The following is a 26,208-nucleotide window of genomic DNA, read 5'->3' as shown; positions in this document are numbered from 1 at the left end:
CGGGCAATGGGCAGCCCCCTCCGTGCTGTGATCGACAGCGACACTATGACGCCGTTGCCGGGGACCGCGCCAGAGGGTTCCTATGACGCTTTTGTGAAATCCACGGCTTTCCGTTGACCCGCCGCCGCGCAACCGCCTAACTGGCCGGATGCCAAAGTCGTCCTATCTGAACAGCTGGTACGCGGCCAGCGCCGCCGACCATGAATCCCACCCCGTTCTGTCCGGGGAGATCCGCTGCGACGTCTGCGTGATCGGCGGCGGCTACACCGGCCTGACCGCCGCGCTGGAACTGGCTGAGCGCGGCTATGACGTGGTGGTGCTGGAGGCGCAGCGCTGCGGCTGGGGGGCGTCGGGCCGCAACGGCGGGCAGATCATCACCGGCTACAACAAGCCGATGAGCACCATCGCCCGCTGGGTCGGGGCCGACGACGCCCGCCGCCTGTGGGATTTTGGCGAGGAGGCGAAGGCCCAATTGGCCGAGCGGGTGGAGCGTCACGCCATCGCCTGCGATCTGACCTGGGGGTTCGCCTACGCCGCCCTGAAGCCACGCCACATGAACGATGTCGCGGCGATGGTGGCGGAGGCGCGCGACGATTACGGCTATGATCGGGTGCGGGTTCTCGACCGCGCGGGCCTGCGCGCCCACATCGGCAGCGATCTTTACATCGGCGGGCTGCTGGATGAGGGCAGCGGCCACCTCCACCCGCTGAACTACGCCCTGGGGCTGGCGCGCGCGGCCAGCGCCGCCGGGGTGCGGATTTTCGAGAACAGCCGCGTCACCGCGCTCGACAGCGGGGCGGAGCCGTGGGCGCGGACCGAGCGCGGCTGCGTGCGCGCCCGGCACATGGTGGTCGCGGGCAACGCCTATCTCGGCGGGCTGGTTCCGGGGATCGTCCCGACCATCATGCCGGTGGCCACCTACATGATCGCCACCGATCCGTTGGGGGTGGGGCGCGCGGCGGCGCTGCTGCCCACCAACATCGCGGTGTCGGATTTGAATTTCTCGCTGAATTACTTCCGGCGGTCCGCCGATCATCGGCTGCTGTTCGGCGGCGGCGTCAGTTACTCCGGCATCGACGCGCCGGGGCTGAAGCGGGCGATGCGGGCCAAGATGCTGCGGGTCTTCCCGGAACTGGCCGACGTTGGGATCCCGCATTTCTGGGGCGGGCAGGTCGCCATCACCATGAACCGGATGCCGCAGGTGGGCCGCGTGTCGCCCACCACCCTGTTCGCGCACGGCTATTCCGGCCATGGGGTGGCGTTGGCGGGCATGGCCGGGCGGGTGATGGCCGAGGCGATCCGGGGAACCGCCGAACGGTTCGACGTGTTCACCCGCATCCCCCACCGCGCCTTTCCCGGCGGGCGGCGGTTGCGGACCCCGGCGCTGGTGCTGGCGATGCTGTGGTACCGCCTGCGCGATCTGCTGTGAGGGCCGCCGCCGCGATCCTCGCCGTGATCATCGTCCGCGACAACAAACTAGGGTGGGGTCTTGCCGCGCCACCTGTGTTAAAGTCCGTTCAATCCCATTTCAGCGTTGCCAAGGGCCGATGACCGACACCTCGAACACCGAGACGGACTCCTCCCAGACCGAGGATCCCTCCGCCGCTCGCACCACCGCCGAAGGATCGGAGAGCGAATCGACGGAGCCGATGCGTGACACGCATTTCGATTTCCGTCATAAGGTGTTCAGCCTGCCCGGTGCGTTCTTTTCCGCCGATCCGACCACCAAGGACCCGGTGCTCAACATCCTGTTGGGTGATCTGAAAGCCGCGTTGGCCTTTCCCACCCTGCTGGAATCCTTCCAGATCGAGCAGGGCAGCCACGACGAACGGCTGTTGGAGATTGTCGAGCAGGGGCTGGCCTACGTCAAACAGATCCGCCCGGGCGAACAGATCCCCGGCGAGTTGCTGGACGGGCGCGCCTCCTGGTCGGTGGATGACCGTCACCGCCGTGTCGCCAAGGGGCGTTTGACGGTGCAGGTGGTGTCGTCGATGACCGGAACGGAAATGATCGTGTCGGACGCCTACCAGCTTGACCAGTTGGTGGAGGATCCGGGCACGCAGGCGCGTTTGAAGGTGGCGCTGCAAAAGCTGGCGGAAAAGCTGAAGCTGACCGTCAACCCGGAGCAGTATCTGACCGACCGGCTGGACGATCTGGCGCAGGAGCTGTCCTACATCGAGGCGCTGCGCGACCGCTTCAAGCACATCCGCAAGATGGAGCAGAACTTCGTCAAGCTGCTGGGCGTCTACCGCACCGACCGGGTGTTCTGCAGCGAGATCAACCGCATGCAGGGCCTGATCAAGAAGCCGCTGCGCGAATACGACATGATCTTCGATCAGGCCGACGCCCAGACCGGCGAGATCGTCGGTGCCCTGAAGGATTTCCACGCCACCGTCCAGTTCATCCGCAAGATTCGCGACGATCTGCGCGCCAAGCTGCTGGAGTGGGAAGACCTGCTGAAGGGCTGGGATTCGGTGATGATGGAACGGTCGCCCCGGCTGGAGCATCTGCAAAAGGCGACCTACCGTTTCCTTGCCAGCCGCTACATCGAAACCACGGTGTGGAAGCGCGGCGGCGGCTGATTTCCTGCCCGGTCAGGCGGTTGCGCCCCCTCACCCAACCCTCTCCCCGGTGGGGAGAGGGGTTTTCGCTTTGCCATGGATCACGCCGCTCCGCGCAATTCCTCCGCCGCGCGCAGGTCGACGCTGACCAGTTGTGACACGCCGCGTTCGGCCATGGTGACGCCGAACAGCCGGTCCACCCGCGCCATGGTCAGGCGGTGGTGGGTGATGATGAGGAAGCGGGTGTCGCCCTGGCGGGCGATGTCCTCAACCAGATCGCAGAAACGCCCGACGTTGGATTCGTCCAGCGGCGCGTCCACCTCGTCCAGCACGCAGATGGGCGCGGGGTTGGAGCGGAAGACGGCGAACAGCAACGACAGCGCGGTCAGCGCCTGTTCCCCGCCCGACAGCAGCGACAGCGCTTGCAGCTTCTTGCCCGGCGGGCTGGCGTAGATCTCCAGCCCGGCGCTCAACGGATCCTCGGCGTTGACCAATTCCAGATGGGCCTTGCCGCCGCCGAACAGGCGGGTGAACAGATCCTGGAAATTCCGGTTCACCGTGTCGAAGCTGGCGACCAGCCGTTCGCGCGCCTCGCGGTTCAGGCTGGCGATGCCCTGGCGCAGCCGGGCGATGGCGGCGGTCAGGTCGGCGCGTTCGGTGTGCAGGCTGTTGATCTGGGTTTCCAACTCCTCCGCCTCGATGTCGGCGCGCAGGTTGACCGGCCCCATGCCGTCGCGGTCGCGGGTCAGCTTGTCCAACCGGGTTTCCACCGCGTCGGCGTCGGGCAGCGGATCGTCGGGGCCAAGCTCGGCAGCCGCGCGGGTGCGGTCGGGGGTGCAATCCAGCCGCTCGGCGATCCGTTCGGTCAGGGTGGCTTGCTGCTGCCGCGCGGCGGCGACCGCCGCTTCGGCCCGGGCCCGCGCCTCGCGCGCGTCGGACAGGTTGGATTCGGCCTGACGCAGGGCGCTGTCGATGGCGGTCAACCGCTCCTCCGCCTCGGCCAAGGCGGCGGCGGCGCGTTTGCGGGCGCTGTCGGCGGCGGTGGTCTGGTCGTGAAGCTCCTGCCGTTCCAGCGCGATGGCGGCGGGGCGGTCGGCCAATTGGGCAAGCTCGTCCTCGGCGGCGGCGGCGCGCGCGCGCAACTCCTCCACCCGCGTGCCCGCCCCGCTGGACCGCGTGCCCCACGACGCGGTTTCGGCGTCGATCGCCGCCAGCCGCTGCCGCCGTCCCTGCGCCTCGCGCAACAGGCGGTCGAGCGCGCCTTGCGCCTCGTTCAGGCGGGTGCGGCGTTCGGCCAGCGCCGCGCGGCCATCGTTGACGCGCTCGCGCCCGTCGCGCGGGTCGGGCAGGGCGGCCAGCAGGGCCAGCGCCTCGTCCCGGCGGGCAACGGCGTCCTGCTCGTCCGCCGCCAACCGCTCGATCCCCTCGACCAGCGAGGCCAGACGGGACGCCGCCGCGTCGGCCTCCCGCGCCAGCTTGGCGTGACGGTCGCGCGCGGCGTTCAGGGCGGCGAAGCCCTCCCGCACCGCGTCACGGGCGCGACGGTCGGCCAGGGCGGCGTCTTCGACCAGCCGCTTGGCGGCGTCGAGCGTTTCGCGCGCCGCCTCCACCCGCTCCTCCGCCAGCTCCAAACCGTCGCGCAGTTCGGCCAGCCGGTTGCGCTGCTTCAGGCGCACGGCGGCGGCGGTGGGTGCCCCCGCCTGGATGGTCAGGCCATCCCAGCGCCAGCATCCGCCGTCGCGGCTGACCAGCGCTTGACCGGGGGCCAGCGCCGGGGCCAGCGCGTTGCCCGCCGCCGCATTTTCCACCACGCCGATGTGCGCCAGCGCCCGCCCGGCGGCGGGCGGGGCCGTCACCCAGCCGGTCAGCGGCTCCGCCCCCACCGGCAGCGGCTGCACGGTTTGGAAGGGGGGGAAGCGCCGCCAATGAACCGGCGACTCCTCGTCCAACGGTGCCGTCAGCGCGTCGCCCAGCGCGGCGGCCAGCGCCCCTTCATAGCCGGGGGCGACCGTCACCGCGTCGAGCAGCGGGGCAAAGCCGCCGCTGGCGCCGGTGCCGAGAAGCTCGCTCAACGCCCGCTCTTCGGCCCGCAGGCTGGTGCGGGCGGCCTCGGCGCTGGCCAGACCGTCGCGCGCGCGCGCCAGCGCCGGTTCGGCGTCGGCCTTGGCCCGTTCGGCCCGTTCGGCGGTGTCGCGCGCCTCGTCCAACCGCTGTTCGGCCAACTCCACCGCCAGTTCGGCGTCGGTCAGGTCGGCGCGGGCGGCGATGTCGGATTCCAAATCAGCCCGCTGGGCCTGCTGTTCGGCCAGACGCCCGGCCAGGGCCGAGGCCCGCGCCGTCAGATCCTGGGCCTGCCGTTGGGTGGCGGTGCGGCGTGCCTCGTCGGCGGCGACGGATTCGGTCAGGCGGGTCAGCTCGCGGTCCAGCTCCTCCACCGCGTCGCGCGCGTCGGCCACCGCGTCCTGCGCGGCCTCCGCCAACATCTCCTCATCGGCCTGGGCGGCGACCAGCCGGTCGCGTTCGGCCTCCAGCCGTTCCAACGCCTGCCCGGCGTCGGCGGCCAGCGCCTCTTCCCGGCCCAAATCCCCGGCGATCTGCCGCAAACGGTCCTGCAAGGCGCGCTGCTGTTCGGCCACCCGCCGTTCGTCGGCGTCAAGCTGTTCGCGGGCGATGACCAGCCGTTGCAGGGCGGCGGCGGCGCGCGCCTCCGCCTGCCGCAACTCCGGCAATCCGGTGGCGGCCTCGCCGCGTTTGGCCGTGGTCTGCGTCACCGCCAGCATCAGATCGCGCACCGCCTGTTCCGACGCCTCGAACGCGGCGTGGGCACGGCTGAGGTCGGCCTCGGACGCCAGCCAGCGCAAATGCCACAGCACCGCTTCGGCCTTGCGGATCTGTTCGGACAGGCTGCGGTAGCGGACGGCCTGGCGGGCCTGTTTCTTCAGGCTCGCCAGTTGGGTGTCCATCGCCCCGATGATGTCGTCCAGCCGGGTCAGGTTGGTGTCGGCCGCCTTCAGGCGCAATTCGGCCTCGTGCCGCCGGGAATGCAGGCCGGTGATGCCCGCCGCCTCCTCCAGCAGCATCCGGCGGTCCTGCGGCTTGGCCGAAATGATCTGCGCGACCTTGCCCTGGCTGACCAGCGCCGGGGAGTTGGCCCCCGACGCGTTGTCGGCGAAGAGCAACTGCACGTCGCGCGCGCGGACCAATTTGCCGTTGATGCGGTAATCCGATCCCGACCCGCGTTCGATCCGGCGGGTGATCTCCAACTCGTCGTGATCGTTGAATCCAGCGGGCGCGGTGCGCGACCGGTTGTCGATGGACAGCGCCACCTCACCCAGATTGCGCGCCGCGCGGTTGGCGGTGCCGCCGAAGATCACATCGTCCATGTCGTCGCCGCGCATGCGCTTGGCCGAGGTTTCCCCCATGACCCAGCGCAGCGCCTCCACCAGATTCGACTTGCCGCACCCGTTGGGTCCGACGATGCCGGTTATACCCGGTTCGATGACCAAATCCGTCGAATCAACAAACGACTTGAAGCCGGAAAGGCGGAGACGCGTGAACTGCACCGGAAAACGACCTTTTCTGTACCGAACGTTACTTCAACAGCTTGTCGATGGCCTTGGCGAACACCTCGAACGACTGGGCACCTTCGACGCGGTCCTTGCCGTCGTTCAGGATGAAGGTGGGGGTGGCTTCGACCTTGTACTGGTTCTGGCCGACCATGCGGCTGTTCAGGATGCCGTCGGCCAGCGGCTGGCTGGCGAAGCAGGCGTCGATGGTTTCCTGGCTCATCCCGGCGAGCTTGCCATATTGGGCCAGCGCCTTGGCCGGATCGGCGGCGCGCGCCCATTGCGCCTGGCTTTTGAACAGCACGTCGGTCAGCGGGAAATAGCGTTCCGCCGGGGCGCAGTGGGCCAGCATGCTGGCGCGCAACGCCGCCTGATCGAACGGGAAGTCGCGGAAGACCAGCTTCACCTTGCCGGTGTCGATGTAGGTTTCCTTGATCTTCGGCAGAACCTTGGCGTGGAACTCCGCGCAGTGCGGGCAGGTCATCGAGGAGTAATCATAGATCGTCACCGGGGCTTTCGGATCGCCCATGACGCGTTCGGCCAGCAGCTCCGACAGGGCGGGTAGTGCGGCGGTCTGCGCGACCGCCGGGGTGGCGGCGGTGACGACGGTCAGTCCAGCGGTCAGGCCAACGGCGAGCAGCCCGGCGAGTCCCAAAATTTTGCGGTTCACGATGCCCTCATCCCTACCAGATGTTGATGATGTATAGTCAGAGAAACCCGGTGGCGTCCAGTTTGCCCCTCAGCGCTTGGGTCAGGGCCGGGTCAGCGCCCGGCCTTGCGCGGGCGGGCCAGCAGCGAGCGGCCAAAACGCTCCAGCGTGGCGCGCAACTCCTCGTCCTCCACGGCGGCGATGGTGGTGGTGACGCTCGCCTCCTCCTCCGTCGTCAGGGGGCGTTGGCGCACCATGGGCGACGGGACCAGCGGCATCATCGCGTGGATGAGCTTGATCCGCGCCACCGCGCGATAGCCGAAGAAGCTGTTGATGCGTTCGATGATCTGCGGTTCCAGATGCTGCAATTCCAGCGCGATCGCTCCCATGGCGCGGATGTGGAGCGTGGCCTCCTCGCGCTTGCCACGGGGAAAACTAAGCTTGTCCGGGGCGGTGCGCTGTGACAATTGTTGGCCGACGATGGCGGGCCAATCGGTGATGAGCGCGCCAAAGGCCAGGCCGCGCTTGCCCAGCGCCTTGCCCGCCACCTCCGGCACGCTCTGGCCGATGCGTCGTGGTCCCGCCATGCTCCGCCCAATCCCTTCAATCCGTCCGTGTGCCCGCGCGTGTCCGCCGCTGCCGCCATCCCGGCATCAATCGGCGCGCACCGTAGCGCAAGGCCCGGTTCCTGCCCAGCGCCCCTTCACCTGACGCTGGAAAGCCTCTATTTCATCCCTCCATGACCGACGATTCCGCGCCCCCCCTGTCTGAACAGACGTCCGAACAGGCCGCCGCGCGGCTGCTGTCCTGGTACGACCGCAACCGCCGCGATCTGCCCTGGCGGGCCAAGCCGGGTGAGGTGGCCGATCCCTATCGGGTGTGGCTGTCGGAAATCATGCTGCAACAGACGACGGTTCCCGCCGCAGCGCCCTATTTCCGCGCCTTCACCGAGCGTTGGCCGACGGTCCACGCGTTGGCCGCAGCGCCGTTGGACGATCTGCTGGTCGCCTGGGCCGGTCTTGGCTATTACGCTCGCGCCCGCAACCTGCACGCCTGCGCCAGGACGGTGGTGGACCGTCATGGCGGACGCTTCCCGGACGAGGAAACCGCCTTGCTGGCCTTGCCCGGCATCGGGGCCTACACCGCCGCCGCCATCACCGCCATCGCCTTTGGCCGCAAGGCCACGGTGGTGGATGGCAACGTCGAGCGGGTGATCGCCCGGATGTTTGCCGTCACCGATCCGCTGCCCGCCGTCAAGCCGACCCTGCGCCGTCTGGCCGCCACCCGCACGCCGGACCAGCGCCCCGGCGATTACGCGCAGGCGATGATGGATTTGGGCGCGACCGTCTGCACCCCGCGCAAACCGAAATGCATGCTCTGCCCCTGGTCGGACGGCTGCGCGGCGCGCGCCAGCGGCATCGCCGAGACGTTGCCGCGCAAGCTGGCCAAGGCGGACAAGCCGACCCGGCGCGGAACCGCCTTTTGGCTGCTGAACCCCGATGGGGCGGTGCTGCTGCGCCGCCGGGCCGAACGCGGCCTGCTGGGCGGCATGACTGAGGTTCCCTCCACCGCGTGGGAGGAGACGACCCCCGACGCCGCCGCGCTGTTGGCCCATCAACCCATCGCCGTTGGCTGGCGCGCGTTGCCCGGCGTGGTTCGCCACACTTTCAGCCATTTTCACCTGGAACTTGGCGTCGTGACCGCCCAGGCCGGGGCCGGGTGGCACGCGGTCGATGGGATGTGGGTTCCCATCGACCAGTTGGACCAACAGGCCCTGCCGTCGGTGATGGTGAAGGTGGTGCGCCACGCGCTGGCCCACGCCTGAGCCGTTGCCCCGGCGATGGGCGACGGCAGGCAGCAAGAGGGGCGGAGCATGGCGCGGGTGTGGACGGTGATCGGGCTGGGTTTGGCGGTGCTGTTCGCCCTGGCCGGGATGGTTGGCGCGGAACCACCGAAGCCCGCCGCCGCACCAACCGCCGCTTCATCCACCGCTGTGGCGCTGGTGCTGGCGCTCGACGGGTCGGCGTCGATCACCCAAGGCGATCTGGAGTTCCAGTTGCAGGGCCACGCCGCCGCCTTCCGCGATCCGTCGGTGGCCGAGGCGCTGTCCACCGGCGGGGCGCTGGTGACGCTGACCGTCTATTCCGGCCCCCACACGCTGAAAACGCTCCTTCCCTGGACGCTGCTGAAGACCGCCGAGGACGCCGCCCGTTTCGCTGACCGGATCGACGCCACCCCACGCGGTTTTCAAGGCGATTCCACCGCCATCGGCGGGGCGGTGGTCGATGCGCTGGCCCTGTTCGATCAGGCCCCAGTGCGCCGGGCCGCTCCCGCCCGCCGGGTGATCGATCTGGTGTCGAACGGCTTTTCGAACAGCGGCCTGGATCCGCAGATCGCCCGCGACCGTGCCGCCGCGCGCGGTGTGACCGTGAACGGGCTGGCCATCCTGGATGAGTTTTCCTGGTTGGAAGACTATTTCGAGGAGAATGTGATCGGTGGGGCGGGGGCCTTCGTCCGCTCCGCGATGGACCGCGACAGCTTCATCGAAGCCTTGCGCCAGAAGCTGATTCTTGAAATGGTGGCGCGGCCTTCCCAATCCATATTGTGATTCTGGGCGGCGGCGCCGGGTATGGCTGTATCGTACGCGTGCGTTTTTTTCCGGGCCGCCCCCTTCGTGCCCGTGGTTTTTCGGCGATTTTGCCCATGTTGGCGGCAATTTGGCCAGAAACCTCCCAATAACCCTTTGTTTTTCATGTCTATGCGACAACTCGTCACTGTTGCAGAGCTGCTGCAGCACTGCGGCGAACGGTTGCACCCCCCTAGTACCCCTAGTCCTGGTCTGGTAATAGCGTTGCTGGCCGCTGGTCATCGCCATGACCGACGCCAACGAAATCACGAACAACGCCTATTTCCTGGAGCACTCCCCATGACCATCCTGTCGCGCGCCGCCGCCGCCCTGCTGGCGACCACGGCCCTTGTCGCCATCTCCTCCCCGTCGTTCGCTCAGGATTTCAAGGTGAAGTCGGCCGGCGACATCGTCGTGCGCGCGCGCGGGCTGGCGGTTGTGCCGCAGGAAAGCGGCACGCTGAACAACACGGCGCTGGGCAACATCGGTTCGGCCAAGGTCGGCAACGACTTCATCCCGGAAGTCGATTTCTCCTACTTCATCACCGACAACATCGCCGCTGAGCTGATCGCCGGCACCAGCCGCCACAGTGTCAAGGGCAACCTGAACAGCCTGGGCAATAGCATCGAAGTCGGCAAGGTCTCGCTGCTGCCGCCGACCCTGACCCTGCAATACCACTTCCTGCCCAAGGAACGGATCAGCCCCTACGTCGGTGCCGGTCTGAACTACACCCTGTTCTACCGTGAAAACGCCGCCAACGCCGTGAACCCGGCGGGCCTGCGCGTCACCAACACCGATTACAAGAACCGCTTCGGCTTCGCCCTGCAGGCCGGTGTGGACGTTGCCCTGACCGGCGCGTGGTCGCTGAACGTCGACGTCAAGAAGATCTTCCTGAAGACCGACGTCACCGCCACCGTCAACGGCGCGCTGCCGGTCACGTCGAAGGTCACGCTCGATCCGTGGTTGATCGGCGTCGGCGTCGGCTACCGCTTCTAAGACCGACCGCACCGGGTCACACCGGGGCGATGGGATTGGGCCGGTCACTCCGTTCGGGGTGGTCGGCCTTTCCTTTTGGTGGGGGTGCTTGTTTTGTTTGCTGTCTCAACCAACATGATCGATGAGGCCGTTGCCCAATCGGGTTTGGCCGGATCGATTGTGGAAGGAGGCCGCACATCATGCACGTCGCCGCCATCTTGAAACGCAAGGGGCATCGCATCCATTCGGTCGCCCCAACCGACAGCCTTGCCGAGGTTGCCCGCCATCTGTCCGATCAACGGATCGGGGCCACCCTGGTCATCGACGATTCCGGTTCCCTGCTGGGCATTCTCTCCGAACGCGACATTGTGCGTGCGGTGGCGGAGGGTGGGGCGGACGCCTTGGCCCGCCCCGCTGCGGACCGGATGACGCGCGATCTGGTGACAGGCCAACCCACCGACACGGTGGCGACCATGATGGCGGTGATGACCGAACGCCGAATCCGCCACGTCCCCATTCTGGACAGCGGGCGTCTGATCGGCGTCGTCAGCATCGGCGACGTGGTGAAGGCGCGCATCGACGACGCCGAACTGGAGGTCGAGTCACTGCGCGGCCTCGTGTCCGGCATCGGCTGACGCGGTTCGTCAGGGCGTGTGCGTCTGGGGAAAGGCCATTGCAGCCTGGGTCCGATTGCGCACGCCCAGTGACTTGAAAATCGCCGTCATGTGAATCTTGACCGTTCCTTCGGACAGGCCGAGTTCATGGGCGATCTGCTTGTTGGATTTGCCTTCGCGCAACCGGTCGAGCACCTCGCGCTGGCGATGGGTCAGCAACTGTTCCAGCTGCGGATCAGCGGGGGGAACGACGGGTCGAACCTCCGCTTCACCCGGTTCACGCAGAACCGTGGGTGGAACATAGACACCGCCGGAGAAAATCAGGTCGAGCGCGCTCAACATGATTTTGACGCTGGAGGATTTGGGGATGTACCCCGCCGCGCCGTTTTCCAGTGCGTCGCGCACGTCGGCGTGCGCTTCGGACGCGGAGACCACAACGACCTTGGCCGTTGGTTGCTTGGACTGCAACGCGCCAATCCCGTTGAATCCAGGCCATCCCGGCATCCGCAGATCGGTCAAAACCAGATCATAGCGGTTCTCGGCCCCGGCCATGGCCAGAAGTTCATCGAAATTGCTGGCTTCTCCGAACTCAGCCCCATCCTTGAGCTGTTCCAGCAGGCGGCGCAGACCTTCGCGAAACAGCACGTGATCGTCACCGATCAGGATCTTCATCGATCAAACTCCCGCACACGGCACAGCACACCCATTCAGGTCAGCGACCGGAAAAGAGCGAGTCTTTGATAGGCCTGCACACCCACAAAATCCAAAGGATATAGCAGGCCCCAGCCAAACGTTATGCACAGCAAGATGTATCACGCGCGCGCAATTATCGACAACCCGAAAACAACTTTTATCACACGGGTCTCTTGTTGCAGCGCACTCTGGTGCCGCGCCGATGTGGGAACAGGGGATATCAATAAAAATCATATACAATAAGTGTAAAACTCTGACGATGAATCAAATTCGTGGCTCAATGTCAGCGCGCCGATTCATTGGGAGAGAATGTCTTCAGGTCATTTCTGAGTTTTCGTTCTCGAATGATCAATTTGACTGCCGAGATGTTGTGTCAAACCCGATGAGGAGGCGAACGGCAATGATTGCCGCATTATGGAAGTCATTCTGGGATGCTCGGCTCTGTTTTTCACTGGATGGAAACCAGCTTGAGGCGGGACACAGGTCAACGGCACTTTCGTGCTGGGCGTTTGCATGAGCCGAACACAGGGCCATGGCGCGTGTGACCCGCCTTGTGCTTCACGCGGTTCCTTCCAACGCCTGCCGGGTTGCGGTGAAGGGTTGGCGGGCCATCAGGGTGAACAGACCGCCCAACAGGATGGCGGGGATGACGACGACCAGCACCGATAGGGCAACGGCGTTGTCATCGTGAAACACCTTGTCGGTGACAAGGGCCACCGCCATCGGCCCCAGGGTCAGGCTGAAGAGATTTTGGGTGAAGAAATAGAGCGCGGTGGCTTGGCCGCGCAGGCGGCCCGGCGTCATTTCCTGCACCACCGTCGGGCCGATGCAGTTGGAAACGCTGCTGAAGAAGCCGGAGAAGCCGAACCCGACCAGCGCGATCATCGGATCGCCGGTCAAGGTGGCGGTGGCGATGGCGACGATCCACAGCGGGATGCTGTAGAGCGACAGGCGCAGGCGGCCATCCAGGGATCGACCGGTCATGCGGTCGCCGAAGATTCCGGCCAGCGCCCCACCGGCGCAGCCCATCACCATCAGCGTCAGCCCGTAATAGAGGCCGGTCTGCGCCATCGGCCAGTGATGGACGCGGACGAACACGGTCGGCACCCAGGACCCGGCGGCGTAAGCGGCCAGCGCAAAACAGTCATAGGCCAGAATGGTGAGGAAGAAGGCCCGGCCGTTGGTCTTCAAATAGCGCCAGGCGTCCTCCGGCGTCACGTCGGCGCTGGCGGTGGCGGGTCGGCGGCGGGCCGGTTCAATGATGGTGAGGATGAGCGGGGCCAGAATCAGGCCCGGCAACCCCACCAGGATGAAGGCCGCCTGCCAGGACCGAACCGTGCCGAACACCGGCAACGTCACCTCCGGCATCTGGTTGGTCATGGCGATGACCAGACCGCCCAGCGTCAGCGCCGCGCCGATCCCCAGATAAATCCCGCTGGTGTACACGCTGAGGGCCGTTCCCCGCCGTTCCGGGCGGAAGGCGTCCGAAATCAGTGAGTAAGCAGCGGGGGCCAGCGTGGCTTCACCAATGCCCACACCGACACGGGCGGCGAACAGCTCCCAATAGCTGGTGGCCAGACCGCAGGCGATGGTCATCACGCTCCAGATCGCCACACCGGCAACGATCACCAGACGGCGGTTGTGCCGGTCCACGAAACGGCCCAGCGGCAGCCCGAGAAACGAATAGAGGATGGTGAAGGCAAAGCCGTGCAGCACGCTGATGTCTGTGTCGGTGATTGCCAGATCGCGGCGGATCGGCCCGACCAGCAGCGCCAGAATCTGCCGGTCCACAAAGGACAGGATGTTGGCGATGATCAGCACGCCCACAAGGTAACAGGCGACGGTGAGCGGGGGATACCCGTCTTGCGGGCGATGGATGGTGGCGGTGGTCAAAGGACGCCTCCTTGGTTGGGTTCGGTGTTGAGGAGCGGCGTTTGTGGGCGGTGCCGCCGCGACGGCTGGAGGGGTTTGTGACACCCGGTCGCGCGGCTCCGCATTTGTTCGATGTGCGGATAGTGACAGGGCATGACGATGCGATCAATCGATTAAAGCATTTTTTGTCGATAAAAATCGTTTTGCCGTTTACAGCGCGGTCTGTTTGTGCGATCAACAATCCCAGGAAATAACCGTCATCGCGAGGCATCGCCATGAGGATGGGCCGCTTCATTGACCTGTCGGTCGCCCTGGACCCGGCGGTTGCGTCAGACCCGCCGCCCCTGCGCCCCAAGGTCAACTACATCGGCCATCAGGAAGGGGCGGGGCACCTGACCGCCCTGTTCCCCGGCCTGAAGGCCAGCGACCTGCCCGATTCCGAAGGCTGGGCGGTGGAGGATCTGACGATCACCAGCCACAGCGGCACCCACATGGACGCGCCGTGGCATTACGCCTCCACCATGGACGGCGGCAAACCGGCCATGAGCATCGACGAGGTGCCGCTCGACTGGTGCTTCCGCCCTGGTGTGCGCGTCGATTTCCGCGACCGGCCCGATGGCTATGTCGTCAGCGAAGCGGACATGGCGGCGGCGTTCGACCGGATGGGCTACCAGCTTCAACCCTTTGACATTGTGCTGGTGAACACGGCGGCGGGCGATGCCTATGGCCAGCCCGATTATGTGGACCGGGGCTGTGGCATTGGGCGTGACGCCACCCTTTGGCTGTTGCGCCAGGGGGTGCGGGTGGTCGGAACCGACGCCTGGAGCTGGGACGCCCCCTTTCTCCACACCCGGCGGCGTTTCCAGGAAACCGGCGACCCCTCGATCATCTGGGAGGGCCACAAGGCCGGGCGGGACATCGGCTATTGCCAGATGGAAAAGCTTGCCAACCTCCACAGCTTGCCCGACAGCGGCTTTCTGGTCAGCTGCTTCCCCTACAAATTGAAGGGCGGATCCGCCGGTTTCACCCGCGCCGTGGCCATCCTTCCCAACGACGAGGCTTGACCCCCCATGATTCTGGCGAGTTTCCAGGCGGCGGACGGCAGCGTCCGCATCGCGGCGGTGCGCCGTGACCGCGCCAGCCTGATCGATCTTCAGGCCGCCCACATCGCACAGCGCGGCGAAGCGAACCCGGCCTTCACCGACATGATCGCCCTGATGGAGGGCGGAGACGCGGCCATGGACCGCGCCCGCGCGCTGGAGGCGCTGCACGCCGACACCGTGATTGGCGACACCGTGATCGGCGAGGGCGCGGCGGTGCTGGCCTTGGCCGATGTCCGGCTGTTGGCCCCGGTCCCGCGCCCGACCCAGATGCGCGACTTTTCCGTCTTCGAACAGCACATGAAGCAGGCCGGGGCGGCCATCGCCCGGATGCGGGCGGAGCGAACCGGTGACAGCGGTCCACTGCCCAGCCCCGCCGACATCCGCCTGCCGCCGGTCTTCTACACCCAGCCGCTCTATTACAAGGCCAACCGCATGAACGTGGTCGGGACGGGGGCGGAGGTGCGCTGGCCGTCCTATTGCGAGAAGATGGATTTCGAACTGGAGTTCGGGGTGTTCATCGGCCGGGCCGGGCGCAACATTCTGGGAGCCGACGCGCGCCGTCACATCTTCGGCTACACGATTTTCAACGACTTCTCCGCCCGCGACGCCCAGGAATTGGAGATGTCCGGTCCGTTCGGCCCCTGCAAGGGCAAGGATTTCGACACCGGCAACGCCATGGGGCCGTGGATCGTCACGCCGGATGAACTGCCCGATCCCTACGCGCTGACCATGATCGCGCGGGTGAACGGCGCGGAATGGTGCCGCAACACCTCGGCCGGAATGATCCACAGCTTTGAAACGATGATCGCCCACGCCTCGCGCGATGAAACCCTGTATCCCGGCGAGTTTCTGGGGTCGGGCACGGTTGGCGGCGGCAGCGGTCTGGAAATCGGGCGCTGGCTTCAGCCCGGTGATGTGGTGGAGCTTGAGGTCGAGGGAATCGGGGTGTTGCGTAATCGGGTGATCGGCCCGACCCGCTGAGGCGGAGCGGCCGCCCGGGCGGCCCGTTTTTGAAACACACGCACGGTTGAGCTTGGTCCGCCATGTGGACGCGTGGCGTTGCCCCGGCGCGCGCCCACGCGCGCTGATTTTCAAAAACAACAGGATCAGCAGGAGGACGCAAATGACGTTTCGAGGATTTTTGACGCGCCTGTGCGCGGTGGCGATGGGTTGCGGCGTGGCGGCGGGGGTGGCCCAGGCGCGCGAACCCGGCATCGCGCCGATGATTCCGCCCGGACTGACCATGGGGCTGCCCATCGCGGTGAACCCGCCGCCCGGCGTCTATCTGACCAACCGCACGGCGTTCTATTCGGCCAAGCTGTACGACAACAACGGCCATTACAACGGCCAGAAGGCCGACATCCTGTCCAATTCGGTGCAATTGACCTGGATTCCCGGTGTCGAGCTGCTGGGCGGCACCTACAAGGCCTTTGTGATGGCGCCCTACGTCGACATCCACCAGAAACGGACCACCACGGCGGTGGGCCGTTTGGGATCCTGGCACACCTCCGGCTTTGGCAACCCCAAGATTCAGCCGTTGGATCTGGCCTGGAATCTGGGTGATGGGTTCAACGTGTCCGCCGGTGTCGGTGTCTATCTGCCCATCGGCAATTGGTCGGCGGGTTCGGCGATCAATCTGGGTGGCAAATTCTGGACGGTCGAACCCAGCGTCGGCGTCACCTATCTGAAGGACGGTTGGAACGCGTCGCTGCAAATCCTGTACGACACCAACACGCGCAACCCCGACAACCATTACCGGTCCGGCGATCAGGTGTTCGCCAACGCCACCGTGACCAAGACCATCGACGAGTGGACCATCGGTCCGGTCGGCTATTATCAGAAGCAGGTGACGGCCGACAGCAACACCGGCGGCCGCGCCACCTTCGGCGGAGCCATCTTCAAGGAACCCGAACAGCTTGCCTTGGGTGGTCTGGTCGGTCGGCAGATCGGGCCGGTGCGCTTCACCGGCATGGTGACGAGCGAGGTGATGGCCCGCAACACCTATGGCGGAACCAAATTCTGGCTGAACGCCAACTACAAATTCTGAACCACGCGCGGTCCTGACCGGGTTTATGGCCTGGTCGCGGATCACTCCGACCGTCACTTGCCAAGGGGCGCACACAGCCCGTCTGCGTCCGCAGACGGGCTGTTTGTCTTTCGATACAGTGGTTTCAGGACACTCGTTTCAAAGAAGGCCGATCACGGCCCGTGAACCAACCCAAGAACACCCAATCACAAACACAAGGGGAAACGTCCATGCTTTTGATTCGAACTATTGCTGTGTCCTGTCGGCGCGGCGCGGTCGCCGCCTTGCGTGTCGCCGTGTTGAGTGTTTTGGCGCTGGCGTGTGTCGGGGCCGCAACCGCCCAGGTCCTGAAAGTGGCGGTGATCGACGCTCCTCCCTTCGGCATGAAGGGGGCGGATGGTGCGCCCATCGGGGCGGCGGTTGATGTGGCGGTTGCGTTAGGCAAGCGGGTGTCGATGGCGGTGGAACCGATGCTGTTGCCGCGCGTGCGCATCCCGCCGATGATGACCGAGGGGCAGGCCGATTTGGCCGGGATGGTTGCCTCCCCGGCGGCGGACGCGATAGGCCATCGTCTGGCCCCGATGCAACCGCTGTCCACGATCATCCTCAGCCGTCCGGGCGGCGCGATCGGGAGCCTCGCCGGGTTGGAGGGCAAAACCATCGCCACGTTGCGCGGTGCCGCCTATGACCCGCGCATCGCCGACAATCCGGCGATCCGCAAACAGGAGATTTCCAGCTACAACAATGGGCTGAATCTGCTGATGGCTGGCCGGGTGGACGCGGTGATCGGGCCGGAGATGGGGCTGTATTTCGAAGCCGCGCAAATGGGGCTGTCGCGCGCCAGCTTCGCCCCGCCGCTGGTGGTCAACAGCCTGGAGGTGTGGCTTTACCTGTCCAAGGCATCGCCGCAGGTCAAGCTGCGCGAGCGGTTGGAGCAGGCCGCGCAAGCGCTGGTCGCCGAGGGGTTCATCGACAGCAGCATGCGGGCCTATGTGCGGTGAGGCCCGCGCCCTGCCGAATCAATCGTTCGGGTAGACCGACGTCAAGGTCAGGTTGAGATGGTCGGTCAGCGCGTGGACCGCCGCGTCGGCGTCGCCGCCCAGCAGGGCTTTCAACAAGGCGGTGTGGTGGGCCAGGAACTCGTCGAGATCCTGGATCCCGCGCATCATCAAGCGGCGATACCGCTGGGCCTGATCGTACAGCGTGTCGTGCAGGCCCAGCAGGCGGGGCGAGCCGCAATGGGCGACGATGGCGGTGTGGAACTGCTTGTGCGCCCGTTCCAGATCCGCGCCGTCGGCCCCCTGGCCGGTGCGCAACCGTTCCACCGTGCGTTCCAGCCGGGTGTAGGCGGCGACCACCCCGACCTCCCATTCGTCATCGTCGCGGGTTAGGGACCGCAGCAGCGCTTCGCGCTCCACCATGCGGCGGTTGAGGGTGATGTCTTCCAGATCGGCTTGCGACATCGGGGCGACGCGGAATCCTCGATGGCTTTCGTTGGTGACGAATCCCAGCGTGCTCAGGCGCGACAACGCCTCGCGCAGCGGCGAGGCCCCCATCCCGTACTGCTCCTTCAGCGATTCGATTCGCAGTTTGGCGCAGGGTTCGAGCTGGCCGGACACGATGTCGTCGATGATCCGCTGAACCGCGACGTTCGCCAACGTGTCTTCGGTGGGGGTGTCGGCCATCGCCCGCTGCTCCAGTCCTATGCCTCTGGTCGGAAGATCGAAAGGCCAGCCGCCGCCGTCAAGGCGATTTTGTCGAAAATCCGGATTTTGGCGATTCTGAGCGAAAAATTGCGCATCACGACCATTGACTCCGTCAACCAAATTGGTATGAATAATAACAGTTATTGAGAATTTCAAAAATGCGCGGCGCAGACCCGCAGCCAGGCCAAAGGGAGGACGTGTTGACCACGACGATTCCGACACGCGCGGTTCACCTGGGCGCTCTTGATGTTTCGGTTGAGCATCGTCCCGATGGCAGCGCGCTGGTGCGGGCGGCCCAAACGCTGCCCGCCTACCCCGACAAGCTGACGCTGCGCCTGGAGCATTGGGCGCGCGAGGCCCCCGACCGGGTGTTTCTGGCCCAGCGCGGGGCCGGTGGGGCGTGGCGTGAACTCACCTACGCGCAAACGCTGGAGCGGGTGCGGTCGCTGGGTCAGGCGTTTCTGGACCGGGGCCTGTCCGTCACCCGTGGCGTGGTGGTGCTGTCGAACAACAGCATCGAACACGCCTTGCTGATGCTGGCCGCCCAATATGTCGGCGTGCCTTACGCCCCGGTGTCGCCCGCCTATTCGCTGGTCAGCAGCGATTTCGGCAAGCTGCGCCATGTGCTGGGGCTGTTTCCGCCCGGGCTGGTGTTCGCCGACGACGGCCACCGCTTTGAACGCGCCTTCCGCGTCGCCGTGCCGCCGGACGCCGAGCGGGTGATCGCCCGCAACCCGCCCGACGATCTCAGCGTTGTCCGTTTCGACGATCTGGCCGCCACCCCGGTGACGGCGGCGGTGGACGCCGCGCACGACGCGGTCGGGCCGGACACCATCGCCAAGATTCTGTTCACCTCCGGTTCCACCGGCATGCCGAAGGGGGTCATCAACACCCAACGCATGCTGTGCAGCAACCAGGAGATCCTGGCCTATCTCTTCGCCTTCCTGCGCGACGAACCGCCGGTCTTGCTGGATTGGCTGCCCTGGAATCACACCTTTGGCGGCAACCACAATTTCGGCATCGCGCTGAACAACGGCGGGACCCTCTACATCGACGAGGGCAAGCCGATGGGCAGCGGCGTGGACGTGACCGTGCGCAATCTGCGCGACGTCTCGCCCACCCTGTATTTCAACGTGCCCAAGGGCTATGAGGCGCTGTTGCCGCATCTGGAGGCCGACCCGGACCTGTGCGAGCGCTTCTTCCGCCGGGTCAAGGTGATGTTCTACGCCGGTGCGGGGCTGGCCCCGCATGTCTGGCAGAAGCTGGACGAGCTGGCGATCCGCACGGTGGGCGAACGCATCGTCATGCTGACCGGGCTGGGTGCCACCGAAACCGGGCCGATGGCGCTGAACGCCAACCGCCAATACGACCAGCCGGGCCGCATCGGTCTGCCGCAGCCGGGCGTGGTGGTGAAGCTGGTTCCGTCGGGCGACAAGCTGGAGGCCCGCATCAAAAGCCCCAGCGTCACGCCGGGCTATTGGCGGCAGGAGGAGTTGAGCGCCAAGGCGTTTGATTCCGAAGGCTTCTATTGCCTGGGCGACGCCATCCGCTTCGCCGACCCGGACAACATCGACGAAGGCTTTGTCTTCGATGGCCGCATCGCCGAGGATTTCAAGCTGGCGACCGGAACCTGGGTCAGCGTCGGCACCCTGCGCGCGCAGGTGATCCAGCATTTTGCCCCGCTGGTGGAGGATGTGGTGGTCGCCGGGCATGACCGCGACGACATCGCCGTCCTCATCTTCCCGCACGCCGCCTCCTGCCGCGACCTGTGCCCGCATCTGGAACCGTCGGCGACGCTGGACGAGGTGTTGGGCGACCGTGCGGTGCTGCAACGGTTCCGCGCGCTGCTGGCCAGCCTGGCCACCGCCAGCACCGGCAGTTCCACCCGCATCGCGCGCGCGGTGCTGTTGAGCGATCCGCCGTCCCTGGACGTCGGCGAGATCACCGACAAGGGATCGATCAACCAGCGCGCCGTTCTGAAAAACCGCGCGGCGTTGGTCGAGGCGCTCTACGACCCCGCGCCCGGCCCCCGCATCATCACCATCGACGGGTGAGGCCGACGCATCGGTTCCTATTCTCCTTTTGGCTCGACTTCATCCTGCGCAGTCTCCCTTCCGTGCCGCGCAGTTCCTTGAACCGGGTGCTACCCAGCGCCCGGTTCTTTTTTGCCCCGCTCCGGCCTGTCCCAGCGCGGCAAACCAAAACGCCCACGGATCCGGGGGATCCGTGGGCGTCGCTGGTGGACCGGTTGCCGGTGTTGCGGACCGGTTTCGGGAAGCCGCCCGATCAGGCGGCCGGGCGCAGGCCCAGCAGCTTGGCGGCGTTTTCCTTCAGGATCAGGGGGCGCACCTCGTCCTTGATCTTCAGGGTGTTGAAATCGGCGATCCAGCGATCCGGGGTGATGAGCGGGAAGTCGGAGCCGAACAGGACCTTGTGCTTCAACAGGCTGTTGGCGTACTGCACCAGGATCGACGGGAAATATTTCGGCGACCAGCCCGACAGGTCGATGTAGACGTTCGGCTTGTGGGTGGCGACGGCCAGCGCCTCTTCCTGCCAGGGAAAGGACGGGTGGGCGAGGATGATCGGCATGTCGGGGAAATCCGCCGCCACATCGTCCATGTACATCGGGTTGGAGTATTTCAGCCGCAGCCCGGCCCCGCCCGGCATGCCCGCCCCGATGCCGGTCTGGCCGGTGTGGAACAGGGCTGGCAGCTTGTACTCCGCGATGACCTCGTACAGCGGGTAGGCCATGCGGTCGTTGGGGTAGAAGCCCTGGACGGTGGGATGGAACTTGAAGCCGCGCACGCCGTATTGCTCGATCAGCTTGCGGGCCTCGCGCACGCCCATCTTGCCGCGCGCCGGGTCGATGCTGGCGAACGGGATCATCACGTCCTTGTTTTGGGCGACCAGTTCGGCCACCTCGTCGTTGGGGACGCGCGGCATGCCGGTGCAGCATTCGGCATCGACCGGGAAGATGACGCAGGCCATCTTGCGCTGGCGGTAATACTCGGCGATCTCCGGGATGCCGGGCTGGCCCAGATCGTTCTTGAAGTATTTCGCCTTGGCCTCCTCCATCGCCAGCGCCTCTTCCAGCAGCGGGGCGCGGCAGGATTTTTCGGCGTGGGTGTGGATGTCGATGGCGACCAGCTCGTCGATGTTCATCAGGCTGCTCATGGTGGGGTGACTCCGGCCTTTGGGCGTGGGGAGAGTGTTTGCGGGACAGCGTTGGGGTGTGGTCCGTCGTCGCAGGGCGGGCGGACAGTTGACATATCATCACTATAATATTTTATAACATTCATGGCGATACCATATCGCGTGGGCCTCTGCTAGGATCGCTCCCAACCGCACAATCAGAGCCGTTCCGTCATGACCGACCGCCGTCCGACCCGCCGCGCCGCCGCCGCGCCCGTCCTGTCCACCGCCACGGAGCCGGAGGCCGACGGGGCCATCGATTACGGGCTGTTGGGCGAATCGGTGGGCTTTCTGCTGAAACGCGCGCAGATGGCGGTGTTCGCCGATTTCATCGCCACCTTCGCCACCGCCGATCTGCGACCGGCGCAGTTTTCGGTTCTGGTGATCGTCGGGCGGAATCCGGGGCTGAAGCAATCGCAGGTCAGCGCCGCGCTCAGCATCAAGCGGACCAACTTCGTGCCGCTGCTGGATTCCCTGGAGGATCGCGGGCTGGTCAAGCGCAAGATGGCGGCGACCGACCGCCGGTCGCACGCGCTGCACCTGACCGCCAAGGGAACCGCGCTGCTGAAGGACCTGACCGCCCTGTGGGAACAGCACGAGCGGCGCATCGCCGACAAGCTGGGGGCCGATGGCCGCAGCCAGCTTTTGGCCCTGCTGAACGGTCTGGACGGCTTTGGCGGCGGGGACGGCCTGGACGAGGCCGATCTCGCCGAACTGCCGCCGCCCGCCGCCAAGCCGCGCGGACGCCGCCCGGCCAAGGCCGCCGCCGAACCCGCCTGACGGCCAAATCCGCCGGATGGGGGATTGCGTGCGCCCGGTCGGTGTGGTGCCGGACCGACCGGGCGCAGCCCCGCTCTGACGCCTCTGCGGCGAAGCCTCAGCGCGGCGGCAGGCGCAGAGCGCCATCCAGGCGGATGACCTCGCCGTTCAGCGCCGGGTTGGCGACGCAATGGGCCACCAGATCGGCGAACTCCTCCGGCTTGCCCAGACGCTTGGGGAAGGGGATCGACGCGCCCAGGCTGGCTTGCACCTCTTCGGGCAGATTGTGCATCATCGGCGTCAGGAACAGGCCGGGGGCGACGGCCAGCACACGGATGCCGAACTGCGCCAGTTCGCGCGCGGCGGGCAGGGTCAGCGCGGCGATGCCGCCCTTGGACGCCGCATAGGCGGCCTGGCCGACCTGCCCCTCGAACGCCGCAACCGAGGCGGTGGAGACGACCACGCCGCGCTCGCCGTCCTCCAACGGGTCCAGCGTCGCCATGTCGGCGCTGGCCAGACGCAGCATGTTGAAGCTGCCGATCAGGTTGACCTGAACGACGCGGGCGAAATCCTCCAGCGGCTGCGGGCCGTCGCGGCCCAGAATGCGCTTGGCCACACCGATTCCCGCGCAGTTGACCAGCACGCGCGCCGCGCCATGGGCCGCGCGGGCGGTGGCGATGGCGGTTGTGGCCCCCGCCGGGTCGGTCACGTCGCAGACAACGGCAACCCCGCCGATGTCCGCCGCGACCGCCTGGGCGGCCTGCGCGTTCACGTCGAACACCGCGACCTTGGCCCCGGCGGCGGCCAGCGCGCGCGCCGTGGCCGCGCCCAAACCCGAACCGCCGCCGGTGACGATGGCGGCCTGTCCCTGGATCTTCATGGAATGCTGTCCTTGTTCGTGGCACCGGCGGGGCGGCACCGGATCATCAGAATTCGGTGACTTTCTTGGCGCGCTTTTCCAGGAAGGCGCGCAGCCGGTCCTTGGCGTCGTCGCTGCCCTGGGCCACGGCGGCCATCAGCGCCTCCATCATGAAGCCCTGGCGCGGGTCGGCCTCGGCGATGCGGGGCAGGGCGTGGATGACGGCGAAGTTGGTGATCGGCGCGTTGACGGCGATCTTGCCCGCCAGTTCCATCGCCTTGGCCAACCCGTCGCCCGGTTCGACCAGATACTGCGCCAGCCCCATGCCATAGGCGCTTTCGGCGTCGTGGACCCGGCCGGTCAGCATCATGTCGGCCATGCGGGACGCGCCGATCAGGCGCGGCAGGCGGATGGAACCGCCCCCTCCGACGAAGATGCCGCGCTGGCCTTCCGGCAGGGCGAAATAGGCGGAGCGTTCGGCGACCCGGATGTGGGTGGCGCAGGCCAGTTCCAGCCCGCCGCCGACGACGGCCCCCTTCAGCACCGACACCACCGGGACCCGGCCGAACTCGATCCGTTCAAACACCCGGTGCCACATCATGGAGTGGGACACGCCCTCCACCGTGCTGCGTTCCGACAGTTCGGACAGATCCAGCCCGGCGGAGAAATTGTCGCCCTCGGCGGCCAGAACCACGGCCTTCACGCTGTCCGGCAGCGCGGTGAAGAAGGCTTCCAGCCCCAGGATGGCGGTGTCGTTCAGCGCGTTGCGCTTTTCCGGCCGGTTGAGGCGCAGGACCGCCACGGGACCGATTTGCTCGGCTTGCAGGAAGGACGGCAGGACGCCGGTCAGGATCGGTTCGCTCGCGGTCATGGCGCTCACCACTTAATTCTTTTGAATGATGGTTATATTTAATAACAGTTAGTGGCGCGGCGGTCAACCACCGAAACGACGCTCAGGCGCGACGAAAACGCACAGCGCCCATCGCCCACCACCCAACAAAGGGGTGTGGACCTGCGGTGGGCGCTGTGGTGGCTGTCGCTGCGGTGTGGGCGATCAGTCGGCCGTGGCGGCGGCCAGATGGGCGCAATAGGCGCGCCAGCCGCCAAAGCCGGTGATGTCCGGCGCGCCGATCACCGCCGCCGCTTCGCACAGAAAACCGCTGACGCGCCGTCCGTCCGCCAGCATCACCCGCCCAACCCCCAGCGGGGCCGGGATGGCGGCGACGAAGCGGCCAAAGGCGTCGGGCGTCAGCGCCCAGATCTCACCAGCGATGGAGCCGCCGGTTTGCCCGTCCGCCACCCGGACCAGACCGGGGCGGGCGGGTTCGCCGGGCAGGGCGTGGAAGCGGTAGAGCGGGGCGGTGCTGGCGGTTTCGACCAGCCGCGCGCCCAGGTCGGTCAATTGCCGGTTCAGCGCCATGCCCTGCAAATGCCCACCGACGACGAACAGCTCCAGCAAGCCGCCGGTGGTGTAGGGGTTGGGGCGGCTTGCTTTGGGCCGGGTTGGCGGCAGCGGCGCGCCGCTGGCCCCCAGCGGCAGGGCGGCGGCCCGGTGCAGCGCGGCGGCGACGGTGCCGACCGCCTCCTCGGCAAAGGCGGGGGCGAGCAAGGTGATCCCGGCGGGCAGGCCGTTCGCCTGGAATCCGGCGGGCACGGCGATGCCGCACAGATCCATCAGATTGACGAAGTTGGTGTAGAGGCCAAGGTTGCTGTTGGCCCCGATGGGGTCGGCCTCCAGCTCCGCAATCGTGTAGATCGTTCCGGAGGTGGGCAGCGCCATCAGGTCGATCCGCTCCCACACCGGGGCGGCCTGCGCCCGCAACGCTTCCAACCGGTAGGCGGCGCGGAAGGCGTCGATGGCGGTCGGCGTGGTTCCGCCCTGAATGATCTTGCGGGTGACGGGCAGCGTGTCGTCCGGGTGCGCGGCGATGAAGTCGCCCACCGCCGCCGCGCGTTCGGCCACCCAAGGGCCGCTGTACAGCAGGGCGGCGGCCTCGGCGAAGGGGGTGAAGTCGATCTCCACCCGCTGCCCGCCGCAGGCTTCCAACCGGTCCAGCGCCTCTCTGTGGATGCGTTCGGCCTCGGCGTTGCCGAAGAAGCGCAGCTGGTCCGGGCGCGGCGTGCCAAAGCGAAAGGGCGCACGCGGGGCGGCGGGCGTCGGCGGGGCCTTGCGGCTGTAGGGATCGGCGGGATCGGGGGCGGCCATCACCGCCAGCACGTCCAACGAATCCTCCACGGTCAGGGCGAAGATCGACACGCAATCCAGCGACCGGCAGGCCGGGACCACCCCGGCGGTGCTGATGAGGCCCTTGGTCGGTTTCAGGCCGACGATGTTGGTGAATCCGGCGGGAACCCGCCCCGACCCCGCCGTGTCGGTCCCCAACGCGAAGCTGACCAGCCCGGACGACACCGCCACCGCCGACCCGGAGCTGGAGCCGCCGGGGATGAAGGCCGGATCGAACGGGTTGCGCGCCACGCCATAGGGGGAGCGCACGCCGACCAGCCCGGTGGCGAACTGGTCCAGGTTGGTCTTGCCGATCAGCATGGCCCCGGCGTCGAGCAGCCGTTGCACCCCGGTCGCCGAGCGGTCGGGGTCATAGGCGTAGGCCGGGCATCCGGCGGTGGTCGGCAAACCGGCGGCGTCGATGTTGTCCTTGACCGCGAAGGGGACGCCGTAGAGTGGCAGCGCTGCCCGCTCGGCGGCGGGCAGGGCGGCCAGCGCCTGCGCCCGCGCCAACAGGTCGGCGTCGGCAACCCGGCTGATCCACACCTTGTCATCCCCCGCCGCCGCGATCCGCGCCAGCACCGCCCGCGCCACCGCCACCGGGGACAGGGAGTCGTCGCGGTAGCGGGCCAACAGACCGGCGATGTCGAGGGAGCCAATCTCGGGCGTGTCGGCGATGGCGTTGGGCATGGTGGGGCCTCGTCGGGGCTGAAAGGGGAAGCGTCACAACTGCATGCGAGATTGCATGCAAGTTCCGTGACGCGCAACAGCCAAGTCATGGCA

General features: G+C 66.9%; 22 protein-coding genes. 12 read left to right on the top strand and 10 right to left on the bottom strand.

The window, feature by feature from the left end:
• Positions 1 to 148: 148 nt before the first annotated feature.
• Positions 149 to 1,429 (top strand): NAD(P)/FAD-dependent oxidoreductase, encoded by a 1,281-nt coding sequence (locus tag EJ903_RS19580; RefSeq protein WP_126618601.1) that lies wholly within the window; start codon positions 149 to 151, stop codon positions 1,427 to 1,429.
• Positions 1,430 to 1,547: 118 nt separating this feature from the next.
• Positions 1,548 to 2,582: a hypothetical protein gene (locus EJ903_RS19575; RefSeq protein WP_126618599.1), complete on the top strand. Its 1,035-nt coding sequence runs from the start codon at positions 1,548 to 1,550 to the stop codon at positions 2,580 to 2,582.
• A gap of 80 nt (positions 2,583 to 2,662) precedes the next feature.
• On the opposite strand, the gene EJ903_RS19570 is transcribed toward EJ903_RS19575, so the two are convergent.
• The 3 genes from EJ903_RS19570 to EJ903_RS19560 all read right to left on the bottom strand — a co-directional run bounded on the left by EJ903_RS19570 (position 2,663) and on the right by EJ903_RS19560 (position 7,363).
• Positions 2,663 to 6,124, bottom strand: a complete 3,462-nt coding sequence (locus EJ903_RS19570) for a chromosome segregation SMC family protein (protein ID WP_126618597.1) — start codon at positions 6,122 to 6,124, stop codon at positions 2,663 to 2,665.
• 28 nt (positions 6,125 to 6,152) lie between these two features.
• Positions 6,153 to 6,797, bottom strand: a complete 645-nt coding sequence (locus tag EJ903_RS19565) for a DsbA family protein (RefSeq protein WP_126618595.1) — start codon at positions 6,795 to 6,797, stop codon at positions 6,153 to 6,155.
• Positions 6,798 to 6,889: 92 nt separating this feature from the next.
• Complete coding sequence (locus EJ903_RS19560; protein WP_126618593.1) at positions 6,890 to 7,363, bottom strand: DUF721 domain-containing protein; 474 nt, start codon at positions 7,361 to 7,363, stop codon at positions 6,890 to 6,892.
• A 152-nt stretch (positions 7,364 to 7,515) separates the two neighbouring features.
• Here EJ903_RS19560 and mutY point away from each other — a divergent pair, with 152 nt between their 5' ends.
• The 4 genes from mutY (at position 7,516) to EJ903_RS19540 (ending at position 11,012) form a co-directional block, all read left to right on the top strand.
• Positions 7,516 to 8,601, top strand: a complete 1,086-nt coding sequence (gene mutY / locus EJ903_RS19555; RefSeq protein WP_126618591.1) for an A/G-specific adenine glycosylase — start codon at positions 7,516 to 7,518, stop codon at positions 8,599 to 8,601.
• A gap of 48 nt (positions 8,602 to 8,649) precedes the next feature.
• Entirely contained in the window at positions 8,650 to 9,384 is a 735-nt protein-coding gene (locus tag EJ903_RS19550; RefSeq protein ID WP_246015765.1) for a DUF1194 domain-containing protein, read from the top strand.
• 318 nt (positions 9,385 to 9,702) lie between these two features.
• A complete protein-coding gene (locus EJ903_RS19545) occupies positions 9,703 to 10,398 on the top strand; it encodes an OmpW/AlkL family protein (RefSeq protein WP_126618589.1) in 696 nt (231 codons plus the stop codon).
• Between the two features lie 179 nt (positions 10,399 to 10,577).
• Positions 10,578 to 11,012, top strand: coding sequence for a CBS domain-containing protein (locus tag EJ903_RS19540; RefSeq protein ID WP_126618587.1), 435 nt, complete (start codon positions 10,578 to 10,580; stop codon positions 11,010 to 11,012).
• 9 nt (positions 11,013 to 11,021) lie between these two features.
• Here the strand turns inward: EJ903_RS19540 and EJ903_RS19535 are convergent, their stop codons facing one another.
• Positions 11,022 to 11,663 carry a response regulator gene (locus EJ903_RS19535; RefSeq protein WP_126618586.1) on the bottom strand — a complete coding sequence of 214 codons (642 nt, stop codon included), beginning with the start codon at positions 11,661 to 11,663 and terminating at the stop codon, positions 11,022 to 11,024.
• Positions 11,664 to 12,242: 579 nt separating this feature from the next.
• Complete coding sequence (locus tag EJ903_RS19530; RefSeq protein ID WP_158627958.1) at positions 12,243 to 13,577, bottom strand: spinster family MFS transporter; 1,335 nt, start codon at positions 13,575 to 13,577, stop codon at positions 12,243 to 12,245.
• Positions 13,578 to 13,837: 260 nt separating this feature from the next.
• Here EJ903_RS19530 and EJ903_RS19525 point away from each other — a divergent pair, with 260 nt between their 5' ends.
• The 4 genes from EJ903_RS19525 (at position 13,838) to EJ903_RS19510 (ending at position 17,686) form a co-directional block, all read left to right on the top strand.
• Positions 13,838 to 14,620, top strand: a complete 783-nt coding sequence (locus EJ903_RS19525) for a cyclase family protein (RefSeq protein WP_210211486.1) — start codon at positions 13,838 to 13,840, stop codon at positions 14,618 to 14,620.
• A 6-nt stretch (positions 14,621 to 14,626) separates the two neighbouring features.
• The gene (locus tag EJ903_RS19520; protein ID WP_126618580.1) at positions 14,627 to 15,640 is read left to right on the top strand and encodes a fumarylacetoacetate hydrolase family protein; all 1,014 of its coding nucleotides are present in this window, start codon (positions 14,627 to 14,629) and stop codon (positions 15,638 to 15,640) included.
• A 142-nt stretch (positions 15,641 to 15,782) separates the two neighbouring features.
• A complete protein-coding gene (locus tag EJ903_RS19515) occupies positions 15,783 to 16,706 on the top strand; it encodes a SphA family protein (RefSeq protein WP_126618578.1) in 924 nt (307 codons plus the stop codon).
• Between the two features lie 209 nt (positions 16,707 to 16,915).
• Positions 16,916 to 17,686: a substrate-binding periplasmic protein gene (locus EJ903_RS19510; protein ID WP_126618576.1), complete on the top strand. Its 771-nt coding sequence runs from the start codon at positions 16,916 to 16,918 to the stop codon at positions 17,684 to 17,686.
• Between the two features lie 18 nt (positions 17,687 to 17,704).
• On the opposite strand, the gene EJ903_RS19505 is transcribed toward EJ903_RS19510, so the two are convergent.
• The gene (locus EJ903_RS19505; protein WP_126618574.1) at positions 17,705 to 18,370 is read right to left on the bottom strand and encodes a GntR family transcriptional regulator; all 666 of its coding nucleotides are present in this window, start codon (positions 18,368 to 18,370) and stop codon (positions 17,705 to 17,707) included.
• 221 nt (positions 18,371 to 18,591) lie between these two features.
• On the opposite strand from EJ903_RS19505, the gene EJ903_RS19500 reads away from it, so the two are divergent.
• Entirely contained in the window at positions 18,592 to 20,445 is a 1,854-nt protein-coding gene (locus tag EJ903_RS19500) for a feruloyl-CoA synthase (RefSeq protein WP_246015763.1), read from the top strand.
• A 232-nt stretch (positions 20,446 to 20,677) separates the two neighbouring features.
• On the opposite strand, the gene EJ903_RS19495 is transcribed toward EJ903_RS19500, so the two are convergent.
• Entirely contained in the window at positions 20,678 to 21,565 is an 888-nt protein-coding gene (locus tag EJ903_RS19495) for an amidohydrolase family protein (RefSeq protein ID WP_281274768.1), read from the bottom strand.
• A gap of 192 nt (positions 21,566 to 21,757) precedes the next feature.
• Between EJ903_RS19495 and EJ903_RS19490 the strand changes: the two genes are divergently transcribed.
• On the top strand, positions 21,758 to 22,363 hold the full coding sequence (locus EJ903_RS19490) for a MarR family winged helix-turn-helix transcriptional regulator (protein WP_126618570.1): 606 nt from the start codon (positions 21,758 to 21,760) through the stop codon (positions 22,361 to 22,363).
• Positions 22,364 to 22,460: 97 nt separating this feature from the next.
• On the opposite strand, the gene EJ903_RS19485 is transcribed toward EJ903_RS19490, so the two are convergent.
• The 3 genes from EJ903_RS19485 to atzF form a co-directional block, all read right to left on the bottom strand.
• Positions 22,461 to 23,222: an SDR family NAD(P)-dependent oxidoreductase gene (locus tag EJ903_RS19485; protein WP_126618568.1), complete on the bottom strand. Its 762-nt coding sequence runs from the start codon at positions 23,220 to 23,222 to the stop codon at positions 22,461 to 22,463.
• Positions 23,223 to 23,268: 46 nt separating this feature from the next.
• A complete protein-coding gene (locus tag EJ903_RS19480; protein WP_126618566.1) occupies positions 23,269 to 24,072 on the bottom strand; it encodes a crotonase/enoyl-CoA hydratase family protein in 804 nt (267 codons plus the stop codon).
• Between the two features lie 183 nt (positions 24,073 to 24,255).
• The gene (atzF, locus tag EJ903_RS19475) at positions 24,256 to 26,115 is read right to left on the bottom strand and encodes an allophanate hydrolase (protein WP_126618563.1); all 1,860 of its coding nucleotides are present in this window, start codon (positions 26,113 to 26,115) and stop codon (positions 24,256 to 24,258) included.
• Between the last annotated feature and the right edge of the window lie 93 nt (positions 26,116 to 26,208).

The organism is Azospirillum griseum (genome assembly GCF_003966125.1).
GTDB classification, from domain to species: Bacteria; Pseudomonadota; Alphaproteobacteria; order Azospirillales; family Azospirillaceae; genus Azospirillum; species Azospirillum griseum.
Note: the sequence above shows the minus strand (reverse complement) of the source record. Positions and strands in the feature narration are given on the sequence as shown.